The organism is Actinomadura sp. 6N118 (assembly GCF_044326415.1).
Classification (GTDB): Bacteria; Actinomycetota; Actinomycetes; order Streptosporangiales; family Streptosporangiaceae; genus Spirillospora.
The window spans coordinates 246,429-265,835 of record NZ_JBIRAZ010000006.1; the positions used below are offsets into that span (position 1 = coordinate 246,429).

General features: G+C 68.8%; 18 protein-coding genes. 8 read left to right on the forward strand and 10 right to left on the reverse strand.

Annotated elements, in window-relative coordinates:
- Positions 1-25: 25 nt before the first annotated feature.
- On the reverse strand, positions 26-1,381 hold the full coding sequence (locus ACH34W_RS17555) for a glutamine synthetase family protein (protein WP_395961959.1): 1,356 nt from the start codon (positions 1,379-1,381) through the stop codon (positions 26-28).
- Between the two features lie 46 nt (positions 1,382-1,427).
- Entirely contained in the window at positions 1,428-2,966 is a 1,539-nt protein-coding gene (locus ACH34W_RS17560) for an amino acid permease (RefSeq protein ID WP_395961960.1), read from the reverse strand.
- Positions 2,967-3,119: 153 nt separating this feature from the next.
- On the opposite strand from ACH34W_RS17560, the gene ACH34W_RS17565 reads away from it, so the two are divergent.
- Both ACH34W_RS17565 and ACH34W_RS17570 read left to right on the forward strand, forming a co-directional pair.
- Positions 3,120-3,872: a FadR/GntR family transcriptional regulator gene (locus ACH34W_RS17565; RefSeq protein ID WP_395961961.1), complete on the forward strand. Its 753-nt coding sequence runs from the start codon at positions 3,120-3,122 to the stop codon at positions 3,870-3,872.
- A 163-nt stretch (positions 3,873-4,035) separates the two neighbouring features.
- Positions 4,036-5,349: a M50 family metallopeptidase gene (locus ACH34W_RS17570; protein WP_395961962.1), complete on the forward strand. Its 1,314-nt coding sequence runs from the start codon at positions 4,036-4,038 to the stop codon at positions 5,347-5,349.
- A gap of 40 nt (positions 5,350-5,389) precedes the next feature.
- Here ACH34W_RS17570 and ACH34W_RS17575 read toward each other — a convergent pair whose 3' ends face one another.
- Entirely contained in the window at positions 5,390-6,487 is a 1,098-nt protein-coding gene (locus ACH34W_RS17575) for a PLP-dependent cysteine synthase family protein (protein WP_395961963.1), read from the reverse strand.
- 99 nt (positions 6,488-6,586) lie between these two features.
- Here ACH34W_RS17575 and ACH34W_RS17580 point away from each other — a divergent pair, with 99 nt between their 5' ends.
- Entirely contained in the window at positions 6,587-7,441 is an 855-nt protein-coding gene (locus ACH34W_RS17580) for a hypothetical protein (RefSeq protein ID WP_395961964.1), read from the forward strand.
- Positions 7,442-7,473: 32 nt separating this feature from the next.
- On the forward strand, positions 7,474-8,352 hold the full coding sequence (sigJ, locus tag ACH34W_RS17585; protein WP_395962234.1) for an RNA polymerase sigma factor SigJ: 879 nt from the start codon (positions 7,474-7,476) through the stop codon (positions 8,350-8,352).
- A gap of 27 nt (positions 8,353-8,379) precedes the next feature.
- Here sigJ and ACH34W_RS17590 read toward each other — a convergent pair whose 3' ends face one another.
- Both ACH34W_RS17590 and ACH34W_RS17595 read right to left on the reverse strand, forming a co-directional pair.
- The gene (locus ACH34W_RS17590; protein ID WP_395961965.1) at positions 8,380-9,933 is read right to left on the reverse strand and encodes an ATP-dependent DNA ligase; all 1,554 of its coding nucleotides are present in this window, start codon (positions 9,931-9,933) and stop codon (positions 8,380-8,382) included.
- 168 nt (positions 9,934-10,101) lie between these two features.
- Positions 10,102-10,413 (reverse strand): hypothetical protein, encoded by a 312-nt coding sequence (locus ACH34W_RS17595; RefSeq protein ID WP_395961966.1) that lies wholly within the window; start codon positions 10,411-10,413, stop codon positions 10,102-10,104.
- A 106-nt stretch (positions 10,414-10,519) separates the two neighbouring features.
- Here ACH34W_RS17595 and ACH34W_RS17600 point away from each other — a divergent pair, with 106 nt between their 5' ends.
- Positions 10,520-10,861 carry a hypothetical protein gene (locus ACH34W_RS17600; RefSeq protein WP_395961967.1) on the forward strand — a complete coding sequence of 114 codons (342 nt, stop codon included), beginning with the start codon at positions 10,520-10,522 and terminating at the stop codon, positions 10,859-10,861.
- 408 nt (positions 10,862-11,269) lie between these two features.
- Positions 11,270-11,920, forward strand: coding sequence for a 4'-phosphopantetheinyl transferase family protein (locus ACH34W_RS17605; RefSeq protein WP_395961968.1), 651 nt, complete (start codon positions 11,270-11,272; stop codon positions 11,918-11,920).
- A 63-nt stretch (positions 11,921-11,983) separates the two neighbouring features.
- Here ACH34W_RS17605 and ACH34W_RS17610 read toward each other — a convergent pair whose 3' ends face one another.
- The 3 genes from ACH34W_RS17610 to ACH34W_RS17620 are packed head-to-tail and all read right to left on the reverse strand — an operon-like array spanning position 11,984 to position 14,983.
- A complete protein-coding gene (locus ACH34W_RS17610; protein ID WP_395961969.1) occupies positions 11,984-12,946 on the reverse strand; it encodes a diiron oxygenase in 963 nt (320 codons plus the stop codon).
- 9 nt (positions 12,947-12,955) lie between these two features.
- A complete protein-coding gene (locus tag ACH34W_RS17615) occupies positions 12,956-13,819 on the reverse strand; it encodes an SDR family NAD(P)-dependent oxidoreductase (protein WP_395961970.1) in 864 nt (287 codons plus the stop codon).
- A 57-nt stretch (positions 13,820-13,876) separates the two neighbouring features.
- Positions 13,877-14,983, reverse strand: coding sequence for a ferritin-like domain-containing protein (locus ACH34W_RS17620; protein ID WP_395961971.1), 1,107 nt, complete (start codon positions 14,981-14,983; stop codon positions 13,877-13,879).
- Positions 14,984-15,094: 111 nt separating this feature from the next.
- Between ACH34W_RS17620 and ACH34W_RS17625 the strand changes: the two genes are divergently transcribed.
- A complete protein-coding gene (locus tag ACH34W_RS17625) occupies positions 15,095-15,811 on the forward strand; it encodes a TetR/AcrR family transcriptional regulator (protein ID WP_395961972.1) in 717 nt (238 codons plus the stop codon).
- On the opposite strand, the gene ACH34W_RS17630 is transcribed toward ACH34W_RS17625, so the two are convergent.
- Positions 15,792-16,400: a TetR/AcrR family transcriptional regulator gene (locus tag ACH34W_RS17630; RefSeq protein WP_395961973.1), complete on the reverse strand. Its 609-nt coding sequence runs from the start codon at positions 16,398-16,400 to the stop codon at positions 15,792-15,794. The genes ACH34W_RS17625 and ACH34W_RS17630 overlap by 20 nt on opposite strands.
- Positions 16,401-16,484: 84 nt before the next feature.
- On the opposite strand from ACH34W_RS17630, the gene ACH34W_RS17635 reads away from it, so the two are divergent.
- Positions 16,485-17,945, forward strand: coding sequence for a flavin-containing monooxygenase (locus ACH34W_RS17635; RefSeq protein WP_395961974.1), 1,461 nt, complete (start codon positions 16,485-16,487; stop codon positions 17,943-17,945).
- A gap of 68 nt (positions 17,946-18,013) precedes the next feature.
- Here ACH34W_RS17635 and ACH34W_RS17640 read toward each other — a convergent pair whose 3' ends face one another.
- Positions 18,014-19,273: a hypothetical protein gene (locus tag ACH34W_RS17640; RefSeq protein ID WP_395961975.1), complete on the reverse strand. Its 1,260-nt coding sequence runs from the start codon at positions 19,271-19,273 to the stop codon at positions 18,014-18,016.
- Positions 19,274-19,407 lie beyond the last annotated feature (134 nt).

Consider the following 19,407-nt stretch of genomic DNA (forward strand, 5'->3'; position numbering starts at 1 on the left):
CCTCCCGATCAGCTGCTCGTCCCGATCACAGGCGTTCGAAGCCGCGGCGCAGCTCCCAGTCGGTGATCGCCCGGTCGTAGGCGTCCAGCTCGACCCGGGCGTAGTTGGCGTAGTGGTCGACGACCTCCTTGCCGAAGGCCTCCTGGGCCAGCGCGCTGCGGTTCCAGTCGTCGGCCGCGTGGCGCAGCGTCCCGACGACGGTCTCCGCCTCGCTGGCGTAGGCGTTCCCGGTGTACGCGTCCTCAAGCGGCAGCTCGTTCTCGATGCCGTGCAACCCGGCGGCGATCAACCCCGCGACCGCGAGGTAGGGATTGACGTCGCCGCCGGGAACACGGTTCTCGATGCGGAGGGACGGGCCGTGGCCGACGAGCCGGAGCGCGCAGGTGCGGTTGTCCACCCCCCACTTGATCGCCGTCGGCGCGAACGAGCCCGGCTGGTAGCGCTTGTAGGAGTTGATGTTCGGTGCGTACAGCAGGGTGAAGTCGCGCATGGCCGCCTGCTGGCCGGCGATGAAGTGCTCGCCGATCTTGGACAGCCCGTACGGGCCGTCGCCCGCCATCACCAGTTCCCCGTCCGTGCCCCTGATGGAGATGTGGATGTGGCAGGAGTTGCCCTCACGCTCGTCCGGCTTGGCCATGAACGTGATCGACATGCCCTCCTGCGCGGCGATCTCCTTCGCGCCGGTCTTGTAGAGCACATGGTTGTCGCACGTGGACAACGCGTCGGTGTAGCGGAACGCGATCTCGTGCTGCCCGAGGTTGCACTCGCCCTTGGCCGACTCCACGTACATCCCGGCGCCCGCCATGCCGTTACGGATCCGCCGTAGCAGCGGCTCGACCCGCGAGCCGCCGAGCAGCGAGTAGTCGACGTTGTACTGGTTGGCCGGGGTGAGGTCCTTGTACGACTTGCTCCAGGCTTGCTCGTACGAGTCCTGGTAGACGATGAACTCCAGCTCCGTGCCGATGTACGCGCCCCATCCCCGTTCGGCCAGCCGGTCGAGCTGGCGCCGCAGGATCTGCCGGGGCGAGGCGAGCACCGGGGCGCCGTCCTCCCAGACCAGGTCGGCGAAGACCAGCGCCGCGCCCTCCTGCCAGGGGACGCGCCGCAGCGTGCTCATGTCGGGCCGCATGACGAAGTCGCCGTAACCCCGGTCCCAGGACGACATGTCATAGCCGTCCACGGTGTTCATGTCGACGTCCACGGCCAGCAGGTAGTTGCACCCCTCCGAACCGTGCCCGGCGACCTCCTCCAGGAAGTAGCGCGCCGACAGGCGCTTGCCCTGGAGCCGGCCCTGCATGTCGGTGATCGCGATGATGACGGTGTCGATCTGGCCTGCCTCGGCCTCGACCCACAGTTGTTCCAGGCTGAGCGATGGGGGCACGGAGCCACCTTCCGTTAGTCGGCCAGCCGGCTAGCTGACTAACTGTCTAGCCGACGGACTTCAGATCTTCCTCGATGGCGGCGAGCTCCGCCGCGCTGCCCTGCACCTTCGGTCCCGTGAACCAGCGGCGCGCCGAGACCAGCCACCACACACCCGCCCCGCCCAGCACCACCAGGACGGCGAGAGGCGCGTAGTTGAAGGTGTCCTTGGTGATCGGGTTGACGGGCGGCAGCATGAACAACACCGAGATGAACACGACCCAGACCACCGCCACGATCCCGATCGGCCGTCCCCACTTGCCGAGGTGCCAGGGACCGCGCTGGAACCGGTCGCCTTGCAGCAGCCGCAGGAACGTCGGGATCACGTACGCGATGTACAGGCCGATCACCGCGACGGACGTGACGGCCAGATAGGCGGTCTTGTTCCAGATCGCCGGCAGCGCCAGCACCCACGCGCCGCCCGCCGCCAGCCAGATCGCGTTGGTGGGGGTACGGGTGCGCTTGTTGATGGCGTGCCAGATCCTCGAGAACGGCAGCGCGCCGTCCCGCGAGAACGCGTAGATCATCCGGGAGTTGGCGGTGACCGAGGCCATGCCGCAGAAGAACTGCGCCACGAACGAGACGAGGATCAGCAGCTTGCCGGTGGTCTCCCCGGTCGCCGCGACGAAGATCTCCGCCGGGCCGCCGGTCAGCGACTTGTCGTAGTCCTGGATCGCGAACGTCACGCCGAGCAGCAGGATCCAGCCGGCGACCACCGACACCAGCACCGAGTTGACGATGCCCTTGGGGCCGCTGCGCGCGGCGTCCCGGGTCTCCTCGGTCATGTGCGCGGACGCGTCGTACCCGGTCATCGTGTACTGGGCGAGCAGCAGGCCGATCAGCGCCGCGTACCCGCCGTACTGCCAGCCGGTGCCGTTGACGAACTCGGTGAACACGAATTCCGCCGACTGGTGCTTCGCCGGTTTGACCACCAGCACCCCGACGACGACCGCGACCCCGACGACGTGCCACCAGACGCTGACGTTGCCGAGCAGCGCCACCAGCTTCACGCCGAACTGGTTGATCAGCGCGTGGGCCGCCAGGATCACGGTGAAGAGGATGAACGTGTGCCCGAGCGACACCGAGTACCCGAACTGCAGGTCGAGCAGCGGGTTCAGGAACGCCGCCGAGCCGTAGACGATCGCCGCCGTGACCGCGACCTGGCCGATGAAGTTGAACCAGCCGGTGAACCACGACCACGCCGCGCTGTTGGACGGCGCCAGCTTGGCCGCCCAGTAGTAGAGGCCACCCGCCGTGGGATAGCTGGAGCACACCTCGGCCATGGCGAGCGCCACGAGGAGCGTCATGGCGCCGACGAACAGCCAGCCCCAGGTGATCACGACGGGCCCGCCGCCGGACAGGCCGATCGTGTACGAGGTCAGGCAGCCGCTGAGCACCGAGATGATGGTGAACGAGACCGCGAAGTTGGAGAAGCCGGACATCGAGCGGTTGAGCTCTTGGGCGTAGCCCAGCTCGTGCAGCCGCTTTTCGTCATCGGATAGGGAATCGGGCGTGGGCGAGGACGCCTTGTGCTCGTCGATGCTCACGAGCGCCTCCTAGCAGTCCGTACGAAGCCGTGCGGGGGATTGGGCTAATGTCAGACCATTAGTGGTTAAGAGCACGTTCGCGTCAAGACCTCTGACCACGCGAAACAGACATGTAACGTGGCTCCCGACGTTCGGGGGCGGCGGAGGGCGGCGATGCTGGGCGACACCGGGGAGTCCTCACCCGCACCGGGCGCCGTGGGGATCAGTGCCGTGTTCCGTCCCGTCCGGGCCGGGAACGCCTTCGAGGAGACCGTCGAGCGGCTGCTCCAGGTCATCAAGCTGGGCGTGGTCGGCCACGGCGAGCGGCTGCCCCCCGAACGTGAGCTCGCGCCACGGCTCGGCGTGAGCCGGGTGACGCTGCGGGAGGCGATCCGGGCGCTCCAGCAGGAGGGGTACGTGGAGTCGCGGCGCGGCCGCGCGGGCGGCACGTTCGTGACCTACCGGCCGCCCCGGCCACGCCGCGGTGATCTCGCCCGGGTCGCGGCCGGGCACGGCGAGCAGCTCACGGACGCGCTCACGTTCCGGATGGCGGTCGAGACCGGGGCCGCCATCCATCTCGCCTCCACCGGCCTGGAGCCCGCCCAGGCGGCTCGCCTGCGCGCGGCTCTGGAGGCGGTCAACACGGCGAACGAGGCGGACTACCGGCGGCTGGACACCCTCTTCCACCTCACGGTCGCCGACCTGACCGGCTCGGAGCTGCTGTCGGCCGCCTGCACCGACGCGCGGATGCGGGTCACCGACCTCCTCAACGCCATCCCGGTCCTGCAACGCAACATCGAGCACGCCGCCGGCCAGCACGCCGCGATCGTCGACGCCGTCCTGGCCGGCGACCCCGAAGCCGCACGCCGGGCCGTCGCCGAGCATCTGGAGGGCACCGCGGCCTTGCTCCGCGGCTTCCTCGCCTAACCTCAGCGGGCTCCATCGGGTGTTGTGCTCCGCGCCTTCTTGCCCAAGTTTGTGGGCCGCAAAGTGAACTCGTACGCGGTCGCCGTGCGTTTCCCATAACGTACGCTGAACGGGTCGTTGGAGATCACGAGCCGCCGGAAACTCACGAGGGGGACGCGCACGCATGGAGTGGCTGCTCTGGGTGGCAGGTGTGCTCGGGTTCTTCCTGTGCCTCATGGGGTCCATCGCGCTGCACGAGCTGGGGCACTTCACGTTCGCCAAGAAGTTCGGCGTGCGGACGACCCAGTTCATGGTCGGCTTCGGGCCGACGATGTGGTCCAGGACCAAGGGTGAGACCGAGTACGGGATCAAGTGGATCCCGCTGGGCGGCTACATCCGCATGATCGGGATGCTGCCGCCGCGCAAGGGCGACGCTCCCGGCCAGGTGCGCCAGATCAGCACTGGCCCGTGGCAGGGGCTGATTGAGTCCGCCCGCGGCGCCGCACTGGAGGAGGTCCGCCCCGGCGACGAGGACAGGGTCTTCTACGCCAAGAAATGGTGGCAGAAGCTCACCATCATGTTCGGCGGCCCGGCCATGAACCTGCTGCTCGCGGTGCTCTTCTTCGCGATCCTGATCATGGGCATCGGCCAGGAGAACCGCGTCGCCAGCCCCGTGGTCAGCGCGGTCAGCGAGTGCGTCGTCCCGGCCGCCCAGGCGACCGCGCAGTGCCCGGCGGGCGCCACGCCCACCCCGGCCGCCAAGGTCGGCATCAAGCCCAACGACCGCTTCGTCTCGTTCGCCGGTCAGAAGATCGAGAACTACCCGCAGTTGCAGACACTGATCCGCGACTCGGCCGGCAAGACCGTGCCGGTGGTGGTCGACCGCGGCGGCCAGCAGGTGTCCCTGCAGGTCCCGATCATCAAGAACCAGATGCCCGACCTCAAGGACGAGACCAAGACCGTCACGGTCGGGTTCCTCGGCATCACGCCGCTGCAGCAGTACACCTACGACCGGCAGGGGCCGGTCGCGGTGGCCGAGCAGTTCGGCTCGATGACGGCGCACACGGCCGGTGCGCTGGTGCGCATGCCGCAGAAGATGGTCGGCGTCTGGCACGCCGCGTTCGGCGACGAGAAGCGCGATCCCAACGGGCCGGTCGGCGTCGTCGGGGTCAGCCGCCTGGGCGGCGAGGTCGTCGCCGCCGAGTGGCCCACCAAGCGCAAGATCGCGATCTTCATCGGCCTGCTCGGTTCGATCAACCTCGCGATCGGGATGTTCAACCTGGTGCCGCTGCTGCCGCTGGACGGCGGCCATATGGCCGGGGCGCTGCTGGAGGGGTTGAAGAAGTTCTTCGCCAGGCTCTTCGGCCGCCCCGACCCCGGCTACGTCGACGTCGCGAAGGCACTGCCCCTGACGTACGTGATGGCCGCCATCATGATCGTCATGGGCGGACTGCTGATCTACGCCGACCTGGTCAATCCGATTAAGCTCACGGGCTAGCCGTCCGGCGGGCCGGCCAGCCGAGCCGTCCGGCCCTTCCTCAGGCTTCCACCGGCATCTCGCCGGTCTTGTGGAAGGCCCGCAGGCTCTCCAGGTACGGCCCGACGACCAGGCCCTTCTCCGCCAGCCAGGCGTCCGAGCCGTACGTGTGGGTGTAACGTTCGGCGCCGTCGCAGATCAGCGTGACCACGCTGCCGCGTTCGCCGCGCGCCAGCATCTCGGCGATGAGCCCGGCCACACCCCACATGTTGGTGCCGGTCGAGCCGCCCACGCTGCGCCCGGTGACCTCGCTCGTCCAGCGCATCGCCGCGATGGACGCCGCGTCCGGCACCTGGACCATCCGGTCGATCACGGTCGGCAGGAACGACGGCTCCACCCGTGGCCGCCCGATGCCCTCGATGCGCGAGCCCACGGCCGTCCGGGACCGGTCGTCGTCCGCGAACCCGCCGAAGAACGCCGAGCCCTCCGGATCGACCACGGCGACCCGGGTCTGGAAGCGCCGGTACCGCGCGTACCGCCCGATCGTGGCCGAGGTGCCGCCGGTGCCCGCGCCGACCACGATCCAGGACGGCTCGGGGAACCGTTCCAGCGACAGCTGCTCGAAGATCGACTCGGCGATGTTGTTGTTGCCGCGCCAGTCGGTGGCCCGCTCGGCGTAGGTGAACTGGTCCATGAAGTGCCCGTCGCACTCCTGCGCCAGCCGCCGCGACTCGTCGTAGATCGACGACGGGTCGTCCACCAGATGGCAGCGGCCGCCGTAGAACTCGATCAGCTCGATCTTCTCCGGGCTGGTCGTCGCCGGCATCACCGCGACGAACGGCAGCCCGACCAGCCGGGCGAAGTACGCCTCGCTGACCGCCGTCGAGCCGCTGGACGCCTCGATGACGGTCGTGCCGGCGTGGATCCAGCCGTTCGCCAGCCCGTACAGGAACAACGAGCGCGCCAGCCGGTGCTTCAGCGATCCGGTCGGGTGGACGGACTCGTCCTTGAGGTAGAGGTCGATGCCCCACTCCGGCGGCAGCGGGAACACGTGAAGGTGGGTGTCGGCGCTGCGGTTGGCGTCGGCCTCGACCTTGCGGATGGCCTCGGAGATCCACGCACGGCCCCCCGGATCGCAGCGGTCCACGATGCGGCTCATGTCCGGACTCTCCCTCGTTGTCCCCAGGTAACCCGAGATCGGGACCCTCTTAACGATATCCCCGCACGTCACAAGGCATGATGAGGGGACGGGGGTGTCATGTTCGAGTTGTTCACGCACCGGATCGTGGAGACGGGCAGGTTGCCGCTCTTCTCGTTCTTCACCGCGTTCATCGTGATGTTCGTCGTGACCAGGGTGAACGTGCGGCTGATCCGGGCCGAGATGCGCTGGTGGTTCAAGAACGTCCAGACCGGCGATATCCATATCCACCACGTCGTCTTCGGTGTGGTCCTGATGCTCGTCGGCGGTGTCGCGAGCATGGCCATTCCCGACGACTACGGGGGCTTTGACGTCGGCGCCGCGATCATCTTCGGCATGGGCTCCGCGCTCGTGCTGGACGAGTTCGCGTTGATCCTGCATCTCAGCGATGTCTACTGGACCGAGAAGGGTCGGGCCTCGGTGGACGCGGTCTTCGTCGCGATCGCGGTGACCGGGCTGCTCCTGCTCGGCATCCGGCCGCTCGGCTTCGAGGGGATCCAGCCCGACCCGGAGGAGGGTGGGATCAGCCATACCGGCCTGGTCATCATCTACTTCGTCACGCTGGCCGCCAACCTGGGCCTCGCGGTGGTCACGCTCCTCAAGGGCAAGATCTGGACCGGGCTGCTCGGGCTCTTCGTCCCGTTGATCCTCATCATCGGCGCGATCCGCCTGGCCCGCCCCGGCTCGCCCTGGGCCCGCTGGAGGTACGTGCCGGGCTCGCGCAAGGCGCGCCGCGCCCTGCGGCACGAGGAACGGTTCCGGCGTCCCCTCATCAGAGGGAAGATCTGGGTCCAGGAGTTCATCGCGGGACGCCATGATCTCGACCTTCGCCATCTCCGCAAGGGGGTGTCAGAAGCGCGCGGCGCGCGGTCACAACCAAGTGATCAGGTCCGTCAGTCACATGACGGCACCTGACGAAGGGGTTGCGACCGATGAACGACCGGCTGATCAACGACACCGGCTTCCTGGCCGAACGCTTCGAGGCCGACCGAGGGCACCTGCGGGCCGTGGCCTACCGCATGCTCGGCTCCCTCAGCGAGGCGGACGACGCGGTGCAGGAGGCGTGGCTGAGGCTCAGCCGTTCCGACGCGAGCCGGATCGACAACCTGTGCGGCTGGCTCACCACGGTCGTCGGCCGCGTGTGCCTGGACATGCTGCGTTCCCGCAACGCGCGGCGGGAGGATCCGCTGGACCAGCGCCTGCCGGATCCGATCGTGCGAGATCAGGAGGGCGCCGATCCCGAGCATGAGGTGTTGATCGCCGACTCCGTGGGCCTCGCGCTGCTGGTGGTCTTGGAGACGCTGGCCCCGGCCGAACGGCTCGCGTTCGTCCTGCATGACATGTTCGCGATGCCGTTCGAGGAGATCGCCCCCATCGTGGAACGCACCCCGGCCGCCACGCGCCAGCTCGCCAGCCGGGCCCGCCGCCGCGTCCAGGGCACCGCCCCGGCTCCCGATCCCGACCTCGCCCGCCAGCGCGAGGTCGTCGACGCCTTCCTCGCCGCGTCCCGGGGCGGCGACTTCGACGCGCTGGTCGCCGTCCTCGATCCGGACGTCGTGCTGCGTTCGGACGCGGGCAAGGGCGGCCGCATGACCGTCGTCCGCGGCGCCACGACGGTGGCCCGGGGCGCCATCACCTACGGCCGGATCGCGGATGCCGCCACGCCCGCGCTGGTGAACGGGGCCGCGGGCGTCGTCTCCACCGTGGGCGGCCGGCCGTTCTCCGTCCTGGCCTTCACCGTCACCGACGGGAAGATCGTCGAGCTGGACATCCTCGCCGACCCCGACCGGCTCAGCCGCCTGGACCTGCGCTTCCTCGGCACGTGAGCCAGATGATCAAATGAGACCGCCAGATCAGTCGATGACCGGGGCGATGGCCTTCACCGTGTCGATGGTGTCGGCCTCGGCGGCGGACTTGTCGGGACGGTAGCGGAGCACGCGGGCGAAGCGGAGGGCGATGCCGCCGGGATAGCGCGGGCTGTGCTGGACGCCGTCGAAGGCGATCTCGACCACCAGCTCAGGGCGGACGTGGACGGTCCAGGAGTCTTCGCTGACGGCCAGCTCCCGCAGCTTTTCGGTCTGCCAGGCGAGGAGCTTGTCGGTGAGGCCCTTGAACGTCTTGCCGAGCATCACGAAGCCGCCCGTCTCGGGGTCGCGGGCGCCCAGATGGAGGTTGGACAGCAGGCCCTGGCGTCGGCCGTGGCCCCATTCGACGGCCAGCACGACGAGGTCGAGGGTGTGCCGTGGCTTGACCTTGATCCAGCCTGCGCCGCGGCGGCCGGCGGTGTAGGGGGTGTCGAGCGACTTGACCACGACGCCCTCATGGCCCAGCGCGACGGACTCCTTGAAGAACTCGGTGGCCTCGCCGGGGGATGCCGTGACGACCCGGGGCATGCGGAGGTCTTCGGGGGCGACCCGGGCCAGCGCAGTGTGGCGCTCGGCGGACGGGGCGTCCAGCAGGTCGTCGCCGTCGAGGTGGAGGACGTCGAACAGGAAGACCGAGAGCGGCACGGAGCCGGTGCTGTGCGTGCGGGTCGCGGTGCGGGCCGCGGTGACCTGGAACGGGTGAGGGCGGCCGTCGGGCCGGAGCGCGATGAGCTCGCCGTCGAAGACCGCGGTCTGGACCGGGAGCGTGCGCATGGCCTCGACCACCTCGGGAAGACGGTCGGTGATCTCGTCGAGGGTGCGGGTGAAGACGCGGACGCCGCGACCGTCTGAGGCCGGGGTGACGTGGATCTGGGCGCGGATGCCGTCCATCTTCCACTCAACGGCGACCTCGTCCTTGAGCTTGTCGCCGTCTATGAGTTTGTCGAGGGCTTCCTCCATCGTGGGCGCGGCGGCGGCCAGCATCGGCTTGATGGGGCGGCCCACCTCCAGACCGAACATGCGGAGGGCGTCGACGCCGTCGGCCAGCGCGGCGGTGGCGACGGGGCCCAGGGCGCCGCGCAGCATCACCGCGCGCCGAACCTCAGTGGCCGGGACCTCCGCCGCGGCCGCGATCGCCTCGGCCATCACGCCGTCGAGGGCGCCTTGGCGCAGCTCGCCGGCCAGGAGGCGGATCAGGAAGTCCTGCTCGGCGTGGGTGGCGCGGGCGAGGAGGGCGGAGAGCAGCTCGCGGCGGCGGGCGACCGAGCCCTTGCCCGCCACGGCGCCGATGTCGGTGAACGCGGCGTCGATCTCGGGGACGTTCAGGGACGGGGTCGCCGCGGGCTCGGGCACCTCGCGCAGCGAGGCGTAACCGACGCCGATCTGGCGCTGGGGAAGGTCTCCGGACAGGTAGGCCACCACGATGGCGGCCTCGTCGGGACCGGCGGCGCGCAGGCACTCGGCGAGCAGCCCCACCTTGGTCTTGCGCCCCGACGTGCCGGCCACCGCGTCGGACGTACGAGCGATCTCCGCGAGCAGCACATCTCCCATTGTGTCTGTAAGGTCTGACACTTGCCGCTACCGGGGCCTCTGGCCAGAGGCACGTTCGCCCGATTACCTTTTCGGGCATAGGGGCCGTTGGGGCAGTTGTCGGGTGAGTAGGGAGCGGGGAGTGGGGCGTCCACGTCCGCCTGAGCCTTTCCAACGCGTCTATTCGGCGCCGGACCCGCCGGCGCGGGCGCGCCGCCCGCGGGTCGCCGCCGTGGTGACCGCGGTGGTGTCCTTCGCCATCGCCGCCGCCGTGGTGTTCGTGGTCGTGTCGGGCGGTGGCGAACGGGAGAAGGCCGGGCGGTCTCTGGCTCCCGCGCCCCCGGGCGGAGGGGGAACGGAGACCTCCGGGCCGCCGTCGCCCTCGGACACACCTTCGGAGAAGCCGTCCTCGCCGTCGCCGAGCCCCAGCGACGCAGGCGCGCCGCCGATCACCGCGTTGCCCGAGCCCTGCAGCACGGTCGGCCAGGGCACGGTCCGTCGTCTCATCCCTGGCGCGCGCCGCCAGGAGCAGAGCCGCAACAGCACCCTGACGACATGCACGTACGCCTCGACCGGGGCGGACTCGCGCTGGCTGCGGGTGGAGGCCCATCTCTACCCGCCGGACAAGTCCACGTCGCCGGTCGATGACGCGAAGGGCTACTACAACGCCCAATGGACCCAGGCGCAGAAGCCCACGCTCGAGCGGACGGTGAGCCTCAAGCGGAACTCCGGGCTCGGCGACGAGGCGTTCCGCTGGTTCAAGGTGGACAAGGGGCAGCCGACCGTCGTCGGACAGGTCACCGTGCGACTTCGCAATACGGTGATAGCCGTCAGTTACAGCGAATATGCCGAGAGTAAAAATGAAACGGATTCGCGTGAGCAAACGTGTCTCGCCAAAGCCACGGACGTCGCGCGAGAAGTGCTGGCCGGTATCAGTTGAATCATTTCTGACCGAATTCGGCCGAACGCGGGATAAGGGCTGTCATTCGCTCCTAAGGTGTTTCGGTATAGGGGAGGGCGGTACCGGCCCGCCCGGTGGGAGGGCGATGCCCGGTACGGTCGGCCCGTGGGGAGGAGGAGGTCGACGGCGTGTATGCGCAATTGGTAGGAGTGTCCTGGGTGTAGCAGTCCCCGGGGGCAAACCGGAGATCCTCAGAAGGCGGGCCGCAGGATGGACCATCACCCTGCGGCCTGCGGCGTTCTATTAGGTGTACCAATTGAATTGCCGTGGCCGACGCCGCGTGGCCATCGCCTAATGTGAAATCGGACGGCCAAGCGGACCTTGTCCGTCGATTGATGGGAGTTGATGGTGGAACCGGTTGCAGTTTGGTGGGCGACCCTGGGAGATGTGCGTCCTGTCCACACCGAGCTGCTCGACGCGGTCGAACGCGGGCGCCGGGAACGGTATCTGCGTGACGCCGACCGGAATCGCTTCACCCTGGGCGTCGCGATCACCCGGATCGCCGTGGGGAGGGCACGCGACCTCGCTCCAGAACACGTTCTCATCGACCGGGCGTGCGACGACTGCGGCAAGCCGCACGGGCGCCCGGTCATCGAAGGCGGCCCGCACGTCTCGGTCTCCCACTCCGGCGACCGGGTGGCGGTGGCGATCTCGCCCTACGGTCCGCTCGGCGTGGACGTCGAGGAGGCCGGGCGCCCGACGGAGTCCATCGCGGGGCACCTGCTTGCGCCCGCCGAGAAGGCCGACGCCGCGGCCGCCGGGATGAGCCCCGGCACGCTCGTCGCGTACTGGACGCGCAAGGAGGCCGCCCTCAAGGCGACCGGCGACGGCCTGCGGGTCGCACTCACGCACCTGCACATGTCGCCGCCCGCCGAGCCCCCGCGGCTGGTGGCCTGGGAAGGCAAACCGGACCTGCCCGGCCGCATGGCCATGCACACCCTCGACCCCGGCCCCGGCTACGCCGCCTGCCTCGCGCTCATCGACCATCCCGCCGATGTGCCGCTGGTCGAGCGCCCGGCCGCGGACATGCTCGCCTAGCTCCACCCGCTCAGGCCCCTCGACCCACACAGCCCACTGACCCACGCAGTCCGCTCGACCCGCTCAGCCGGCCAGCAGGCCAGCCTTGATCCAGATATTGCGGGCGGCGCCGTCCAGGTAGCCGACCTCCTTGAAGAACTCCGTGCACTTGCGGAACGACCACGCCATCGTGGCGCGGCGGTGCGGGCTGCGCAGGGCGACCCGGCGGGCGAACGCCGGGTCCAGCCCGACCGCCCGGTAGCAGGACGGGTGGATGACCTGGCTGCTCATCAGGCGGATGCCCTGCGCGAGGCCGTAGGCGGCGAGCCGCCGCTGCACCGCCGGGGCCCTGGCGACCAGCCGCTTGAGCTCCTCCCGCGCGTACTTGATGTGCCGGGCCTCCTCGATCACGTGGATCCGGGTGACCTGGCGGATCAGCGGCTGGATCTCCTCGTCCGGGAACGTCAGCCGCTGGAAGGCGTCGGTGAACTCCTCCACGGCGAGCACCCCGGCGAACATCGGCATCGGGTCGTACACCGCGTTCACGGCCTTGCCGATGGCGAACGGGATGCGGTGCACATGGTGGGTCTTCAGCCCGCAGGTCTTCACCATCTGCCCGAACATCTTCGAATGCCGGCATTCGTCGGCGACCTCGGTCAGCGCGTACGCGAAGTGCCCGCTGTCGTAACGGTTACGGTAGGCATGCTGGATCAGCCCCTGCATCAGCAGCAGCTCTGACCAGATCCCGAACGAGGCGATGCTGCACATCTCCCGTTTGCTGAGCTCCACCCGCTGCCGGTGCGTCAGCCTCTCCCAGAGCGGCGTCTCGTAGAGCGACACGAGCTGCGGCGGCATATAGAACCGGTCCGGATCCTGCGGGGCATCCCAATCCACGTCCACGTCGGGGTCGAACGAGTGTTTCCGGGAGGTCCTGAGGAGCCGGTCGGCGACCACCTCGCGGTCGGTCAGTTCGAGCGTGTGGTTCCCGTCCTTGCAGCGGATCTGCGCGGTACGGGGACGGTCGGTGACGGTTCCGGAGGTGGGCATGGAGGCCTCCTAACGGAGCGGTGCAGGTATCCGGGCTAGCAGGCGCAGCGAGGCGGGGGAGACGCGGGAGAGCGCGTGCAGCAGGTGGCTCTCGAAGTTGACGGGCACGAGCGGCTTGTTCTTCGCGATCGCCTCCACGATCCTCTCCGCCACCTTCTCCGGCGGGTAGCGGCGCATCTGGAGCGCCCGCTGGCCGCGTTCGCGCAGCCGCTCCTGCTCAGCCTCGTTCACGCCGACGAACGTGGCGTTGCGCACGATGTTGGTGTTGGCGAAGCCGGGGCACACGGCGGTGACGCCGATGCGCGATCCGGCGAGCTCGGCCCGCAGGCATTCGCTCAGCATCACCACGGCGGCCTTGGTCGTGCAGTACGCGGGCAGCTCGCGCGACGGGGTGAACCCGGCGGCCGAGGCGATGTTGACGATGTGCCCGCCCTTGTTGGGCTTGTCCGGCTTGTTGGGCAGGTTGTTGACGCGCTCCACCATCTGCTTGCCGAACAGCCGCGAGCCGTGGATCACGCCCCAGAGGTTGACGCCGACGATCCGTTCCCAGTCTTTGAGGCCGGTGTCGAGGAACGGGCCGGCCACGGCGATCCCGGCGTTGTTCACCACGATGTCCGGGACGCGGTGGGTGCTCCGCACTTCGTCGGCGAACGACTCCATCGCGCCGGCATCCGCGACGTCGACCTGGTAGGCGGTGCCGTCCGCGCCCAGCGACTTGGCCAGGACGATCGTGCGTTCGGCCGACTCCAGGTCGATGTCGGCCGCGATGACCTTCGCGCCGCGTTCAGCCAGGGCCAGCGTGGTGGCGCGGCCGAAGCCGCTGCCGGCCCCGGTCACGACGGCGAGCGCTCCGTCGAACTGCGCGATGGGCATGGGGTACCTCCCGGGGGATACGGATCTCAGCAAGATGCGGATCTCAGGAAAAGGTACTCAGGATGCCGCCTCCGCGGCGATCACGGCGTCCACCTCGGCCTTGCGATCGGCCTCCTCGGCGGCGAATCGTTCGGCGTCGAGCTTCTCGGCGATCTCCTCGTCCTGCCCCATCAGCGCTTCGAGGTCGCCCTTGGACATGTCCAGCACGCCCATGTCGTCGTAGGTCTGCTGGATGCGCTCGCTCCAGAGCCCGATGTCCTTGACGCAGGGCACGATGCGGCTGAACAGCAGGCTCTGGAACATCCGCATGTACGGGGAGTTCTCGACCATGTGGTCGACCTCCTTCGGGTCGATCCCGAAGTTGGTCCAGATCTCCCGGCCGCGGATGCGGTCGCGCATGAGGTAGCAGCCCTCGATGACGAACTCCTCGCGCTCCTTGAGTTCGGCGGCCGACAGCTGCTTGTAGTAGTCGCGCAGCGCCAGCCGCCCGAACGCGACGTGCCGCGCCTCGTCCTGCATCACGTACGCCAGGATCTGCTTGGGCAGCGGCTTCGTGGTGATGTCGCGGATGACGCCGAACGCGGCAAGCGCGAGCCCCTCGATCAGCACTTGCATGCCGAGGTACGGCATGTCCCAGCGCGAGTCGGTGAGCGTCTCGTTCAGCAGGTCCTGCAGCTTGGTGTTGATCGGGTAGACCATCCCGATCTTCTCCTGGAGGAAGCGCGAGAAGATCTCGACGTGCCGCGCCTCGTCCATCGTCTGGGTCGCCGAGTAGAACTTGGAGTCCAGATCGGGCACCGACTCCACGATCCGCGCGGCGGTGATCATCGCACCCTGCTCGCCGTGCACGAACTGGGAGAACTGCCATGAGACCGAGTGCCGTCGCAGCTCACCGATCTCCTCGGGGCTGAGCATGTCCCAGTATTTGGTGCCGTAGATGGCGAGCGACTGGTCGGGCACGCCGAGCGCGTTGTGCGGGTCGACCTCCAGGTCCCAGTCGATCCGCTTCTCCGAGTCCCACTGCTTGTCCTTGCCCTTCTGGTAGAGGGCCAGCAGCCGGTCCCGCGCGTCGTCGTACTCCCAGGTGAACCGGGCATCCCCGGTCATCGGAACCTGCCAGGTGGACTTGTCGACGGGCTCGGTGTAGAGGTCATGAGTCGACACGGGTACACCCTCCGCGTTGAGGTGCTGACGTACGTTGTACGTCAGACGTACGATGTACGTACCGTGTCACGAGCCACTTACAGGCGTCAACGGTGGGAAAGGGACGGGCCGATGGGCAGCAAAGTGAGTTCCGTCACTCCTGCGGAGGCCGTGCCCGGAGCGGCACGGCCGGTGCTGACGCGTGAGCGCATCGTGCGCGCCGCCGTCGAGCTGATCGAGCGCGACGGCGCGGACGCGCTCTCCATGCGGGGGGTGGCCGCAGAGCTCGGCGTCGCGGTGATGTCCCTCTACAACCACGTGCCCAACAAGGCGACCCTTTTCGAGGGCGTCGCGGAGCACGTGGTGGCCGGCATCGATCTCGCCGACGACCCGGACGAGCCGTTCACTGAACGGGCCCGCGCGCTCGTACGGGCCTTCCGCAAGGTCGCGCACGACTACCCGCGCAGCATGACGGTCGTGTTCACCCACAAGATCGACACTCCGGTGGGCCTGCGCCCCGCCGAGCGCGCGCTCGCCCTGGCCGACGCCGCGGGCTTCGACGGCGAGACGTCCGTCCGCATCATGCGCGCGCTGATGGCCTACGCCCTCGGTGCCCAGATGCGCGAGATCGGCCAGGCCAAGGCGCTCGACTACCAGCCCGCGGTGGCCGAGTCGCTGTCGCGCCTCGACCCGGACGAATTCCCGCACGTCATCGCGTTCGCCCCGGACTTGGCCCGGCACGACCCGGAGACCGACTTCGAGTTCGGCCTCGACATGCTCATCTACGCGCTGGACGCCCTGCACAAGGGGCTCATGGAGCGTACGGAGCTCACGGAACGTACGGACTGAGGCCCTGCCAGCAGAAGTCGGTCATGTGGCTCGCGGCCTCCTCGACGCTGAGCCGGTCCGGATGGCGTGCCCGCCACAGGGACAGCCGTTCGCAGCCGCCGATGATGATCTCGGTGAAGGCGTGCAGGGCCGCATCCGGCGCGTTCGGGGCGAACGACTTCAGCACGCCGGCGATGAGGGAGCTCTGCTGCTGCCGGGTCTCCTCGACCAGGTCGGCGCTCTCCGGCGGCACCGTCAACGGCTCGGAGAGCAACATCGTGAACGAGCCGCTGTGCGAGTCGACGAACTCGAAGTAGGCGAGCATCCCGCGCCGCAGGATGTCCTGGGGTGTGGTCGCACCCGCCATCGCCTTCTGCGTGACCTCGTAGAGCTCCGCCTTCGAACGGGCCATGGCCGCGTGGAACAGCCCGTCCTTGGAGCCGAAGTACTCGTACAACATCGGCTTGGAGACACCGCAGCGCTCGGCGATCTCGTCCATGGACGAGGCCCGGTAACCGCGGTCGGCGAACACCTGCTCGGCCACCTCGAGCATCTGCCGCTCCCGCTCGGCACGGGACATCCGGCGGCGGCGCGGTGTGGCGGTGCTCACAGCGGAATCCCCTCTGTTGGACCTATCGTCAGTAACCTACTCCCGGTAACTTACCCAGAGTAGGTCAGTGTGGGAGGGAAGCGCATGAGCGAACGGGCGGCGATCGTCATCATCGGCTCCGGATTCGCCGGGCTCGGCATGGCGATCCAACTGAAGAAGCACGGCTTTCACGACTTCGTCGTCCTGGAGAAGAGCGAGGCCCTCGGCGGTACCTGGCACGACAACACCTATCCCGGCTGTGCCTGCGACGTCCCATCCCACATGTACTCGTTCTCCTTCGAGCTCAACCCGGGCTGGTCGCGGATGTTCGCCCCGCAGCCGGAGATCCGCTCGTACATGGAGAAGACCGCGGACAAGTACCGCGTCCGCGAGCACATCCGCTTCAACAGCACTGTCGACGCGCTCGAATACGACGACGAGGCCAAGCGTTGGAACGTGACGCTCGCCGACGGCACCGTCTTCACGCCCAAGGCCGTCATCTCCGGGACCGGCGCGCTGCACGTCCCGTCGTACCCCGATCTGCCCGGCATGGAGACGTTCAAGGGCAAGGCCTTCCACTCCGCCGACTGGGACCACTCGTACGACCTCAGGGGCAAGCGCGTCGCCGTCATCGGCACCGGCGCGTCCGCGATCCAGTTCGTCCCGCAGATCGCCGAGCAGGTCGACGAACTCGTTCTCTTCCAGCGCACCCCGCCATGGATCCAGCCCAAGCCGGACCGCACGTTCCCCGCGCCCGTCCGCAAGGCGTTCGAGAAGGTGCCGGGCGCGGCGCGCGCGTTCCGCAGCGGCATCTACTGGACGCTGGAGGCCCGCGCCGTTGGCTTCACGATCGACCCGCGACTGTCGGGGCCGATGGAGAGGCTCGCCCGCTGGCACATCGAGCGGCAGATCTCCGACCCCGAGTTGCGTGCCAAGGTAACCCCGGACTACACCATCGGCTGCAAGCGAGTGCTGTTGTCGAACGACTACTATCCGGCGCTAGCCCGCCCCAATGTGGAGGTGGAGACCGCTGGCGTCGCCGAGGTACGCGAGCACTCGATCGTCACTGGGGACGGCCGGGAGTACGAGGTGGACGCCATCATCTACGGCACCGGCTTCAAGGTGACCGACGCGCTCAACGAGCAGACCATCGTCGGCCGGAACGGGCTGAAGATCCAGGAGCTCTGGGCGAACGGCATCGAGGCCTACAGGGGCACCAGCTATCCCGGCTTTCCCAACTTCTTCACGCTGCTGGGCCCCAACACCGGCCTGGGGCACAACTCGGTCGTCTTCATGATCGAGGTGCAGATCCAGCACGTGCTCAGCTGCCTCAAACTGCTCCAGGACACTGGCGGCGACGCCATCGAGCCCAAGCCCGCCGCGCTGCGTTCGTTCAACGACCGCATGCACAAGCGACTGCGCAAGGCGGTGTGGAGCGAGGGCGGCTGCCAGAGCTGGTACCTCGACGAGAACGGCGTCAACCGGACGCTCTGGCCTGGGCACACCTTCGAGTTCTGGGCGGGCTCGCGCAAGGCCAAGCCCGAGGACTACCTGATCACCAGATAGTCCCCGGGCTGTCATGAGGCCGGATGGCGAACGGCCTCAAGGCGCGGCGCTCAAGGACGAGCGATGGCTCAAGGACGAGCGATGCGGGGAGCCCGCAACGGCACCCACACCACCCGTACGGCGCGCTCACGCTTGGCAGGCCGCGTGGACTGCGAGGGTTGCGGCGGTAGAGCGCGCAGGCGGGCGGCGGTGAGCTTCTTGCCCTTCGGCAGCTTCACGCCGTCTGGGAGCTTCACGCCGTCGGGCAGCTTGGTTTTGTACGGCAGGAAGAGGACGCGCCGGGCCTGCCGACCAGCGGTCCGGCGCCGGTGAAGCAACTGCAGCCTGGCGAGGAGCAACGCCACAGAGGTCACCAACCCAGCGAGCCATCCAGCTTGCAGGGCGGCGAGGGTCGTCGCCTCGAAGGTCGGCTCGGCGCCCGCCCGCAGTGCGGCCATGGAGAGGATCGGCTGGGCGTCCGGGGCGATCTGCGGTGAGGCGACCGGCGGCAGCGCGACCTGGCTGGGCGGCAGGCTGAACGGGCTGTACCCGCCTCCTGGAGCCGAGCCGCCTGGGGATCCGGGCGAGCCGGGGCCGAGGCCGGGCGGCGGCGTGATGTTCTCCGGCGCGGTGACGACGACGGTGGCACGCGCGGACGTGCTCGCCGCCTTGTTGGCCGTCACGGTGGCCACGATCGTGATCACGCCGTGCTTGGCGGTCGCCGGGATCTTCACGGTGGCCAACGCGCCCATACCGGACGCGGTCACCGTGCCAAGGCTCTGCGACCCGGGACTGATGGAGACACCGGCGCCGGAGAGGCTCACCCTGGTGCCGCTGGCGTTCGCCTTGCTCGCCGTCACGCGGACCGTGGCGGTCACCGTGCCGCCGGGAGCCGCGACCGGGTAACTCATCGTCAACCCCGCCGACAGTTGAGGCGCGGGCGCCGGGTCAGGCTTGCCGGGTGGCTTGCCAGGAGGTTTGGTGGGCGAGTCTGTCGGAGGCTTGGAAGGCGGCGGTTTGGTGGGCGGATCCGTCGGGGGCTTGGTCGGCGGGTCCGAGGGCGGGTCAGTGGGGGGATCCGTCGGCGGCTTGGTCGGTGGATCCGTGGGCGGATCGGTCGGCGGGTCCGTCGGGGGATCGGTGGGTGGGTCGGACGGCGGGTCCGAGGGCGGATCTGAGGGCGGATTCGACGGCGGGTCGGACGGCGGATCGCTGGGAGCCGGATCCGAGACCGTTCCCGACGGGCTGGGCGTCGGCTCGGCGGCCACCGGGGCCGCCGAGCCCGCGGCCAGGATCGCTGCAGCGCCGAGCCCTGCCAGGACCGCGCCGCGTGCCGTGCGCAGGGGCACTTCCTCCACACCTCCGGACCAGGCAGAAATATCAAATAAAAGAAGCGTCTGATTTGATATCAACATGGACCGGAGGTGTTTATCAACCCTTGCCTGCAGAGTTCTTGCCGAAGGTGAAATCGCCGTTCTCGATG

What these genes read in the sequence shown, in the direction of transcription:
- ACH34W_RS17565 (WP_395961961.1), top strand. Translation starts at nt 3,120, where the DNA reads ATGCTGGGCGACACCGGGGAGTCCTCACCCGCACCGGGCGCCGTGGGG.
- ACH34W_RS17570 (WP_395961962.1), top strand. Translation starts at nt 4,036, where the DNA reads ATGGAGTGGCTGCTCTGGGTGGCAGGTGTGCTCGGGTTCTTCCTGTGC.
- ACH34W_RS17575 (WP_395961963.1), bottom strand. Translation starts at nt 6,487, where the DNA reads ATGAGCCGCATCGTGGACCGCTGCGATCCGGGGGGCCGTGCGTGGATC.
- ACH34W_RS17580 (WP_395961964.1), top strand. Translation starts at nt 6,587, where the DNA reads ATGTTCGAGTTGTTCACGCACCGGATCGTGGAGACGGGCAGGTTGCCG.
- ACH34W_RS17610 (WP_395961969.1), bottom strand. Translation starts at nt 12,946, where the DNA reads ATGCCCACCTCCGGAACCGTCACCGACCGTCCCCGTACCGCGCAGATC.
- ACH34W_RS17615 (WP_395961970.1), bottom strand. Translation starts at nt 13,819, where the DNA reads ATGCCCATCGCGCAGTTCGACGGAGCGCTCGCCGTCGTGACCGGGGCC.
- ACH34W_RS17625 (WP_395961972.1), top strand. Translation starts at nt 15,095, where the DNA reads ATGGGCAGCAAAGTGAGTTCCGTCACTCCTGCGGAGGCCGTGCCCGGA.
- ACH34W_RS17635 (WP_395961974.1), top strand. Translation starts at nt 16,485, where the DNA reads ATGAGCGAACGGGCGGCGATCGTCATCATCGGCTCCGGATTCGCCGGG.